This is a genomic window from Klebsiella sp. HMSC09D12 (genome assembly GCF_001808475.1).
Lineage (GTDB): Bacteria > Pseudomonadota > Gammaproteobacteria > Enterobacterales > Enterobacteriaceae > Klebsiella > Klebsiella oxytoca.
Map to the genome: position 1 here is coordinate 221,064 of NZ_KV793506.1, position 932 is coordinate 221,995.

General features: G+C 60.7%; 2 protein-coding genes. Both read left to right on the forward strand.

Annotated features, from left to right (window positions below; genetic code table 11):
- Window positions 1-381 (forward strand): FimD/PapC C-terminal domain-containing protein (locus HMPREF3178_RS31180; RefSeq protein WP_175438965.1); only part of this gene is annotated, 381 nt, incomplete at its 5' end.
- Window positions 382-391: 10 nt separating this feature from the next.
- Window positions 392-922, forward strand: a complete 531-nt coding sequence (locus HMPREF3178_RS25555; protein ID WP_016809162.1) for a type 1 fimbrial adaptor subunit FimF — start codon at window positions 392-394, stop codon at window positions 920-922.
- Window positions 923-932: the final 10 nt, after the last annotated feature.

Consider the following 932-nt stretch of genomic DNA (forward strand, 5'->3'; position numbering starts at 1 on the left):
TACCGGGAAAACCGGGTGGCGCTGGACACCAATAGCCTGGCCGATAACGTCGATTTGGACGATGCGGTAGCCAGCGTAGTACCGACCCACGGCGCAATTGTCCGCGCGGAATTTAAGGCGCACGTCGGGCTCAAGCTGCTGATGTCGCTCATCTATAACGGGAAGCCGGTTCCCTTCGGCGCGCTGGTGACCTCTGACGACAGCCAGGGCAGCAGCATCGTCGCCGATAACGGCCAGGTCTACCTGAGCGGGATGCCGCTGGCGGGCAAGGTGCGGGCGAAATGGGGCGAAGGTCCGAACGCCAGCTGTGAGGCCAGCTACAGCCTGCCGCCGGAAAGCCAGAACCAGGCGTTAAGCCAGCTGTCGGCAGCGTGCCGCTAAGGAAACCATGATGATGAGAAAAAACCTGTATCTGCTGGGCGCCATACTCTCTCTGGTCTCCTTCAGCACCCCTGCCGCCGATAGCACCATCACGATTAGCGGATATGTCAGGGATAACACCTGCGCCGTCGCAGGTGAGTCAAAAGATTTTACCGTCGATCTGATGAATAACGCCGCCAGACAGTTTAATGCCGTCGGCACGACCACGCCGCTGGTGCCGTTTCGCATCGTGCTGTCGCCCTGCGGCGGCTCCGTCACCGCGGTTAAAGTCGGCTTTACCGGCATAGCGGACAGCGACAACACCAGTCTGCTTAAGCTGGACAGTGGCGTATCGGCAGCGTCCGGCATCGGCGTGCAGATCCTTAACGGCAGCCGGGCGCCCCTGGTACTCAACGCCCCCTCGTCAAACATCGCGTGGACCACGCTGAAACCCGGGCAGACCAACACCCTCAACTTCTACGCCAGGCTGATGGCCGCGCGCGTCCCAATTACGGCAGGACACGTTAATGCCACCGCAACCTTCACGCTTGAATTTCAGTAACCGGAGGCTG

Bases quoted from the DNA above. Each gene is read 5' to 3' on its own strand.
- HMPREF3178_RS25555 (WP_016809162.1), top strand. From the start codon at position 392: ATGATGAGAAAAAACCTGTATCTGCTGGGCGCCATACTCTCTCTGGTC.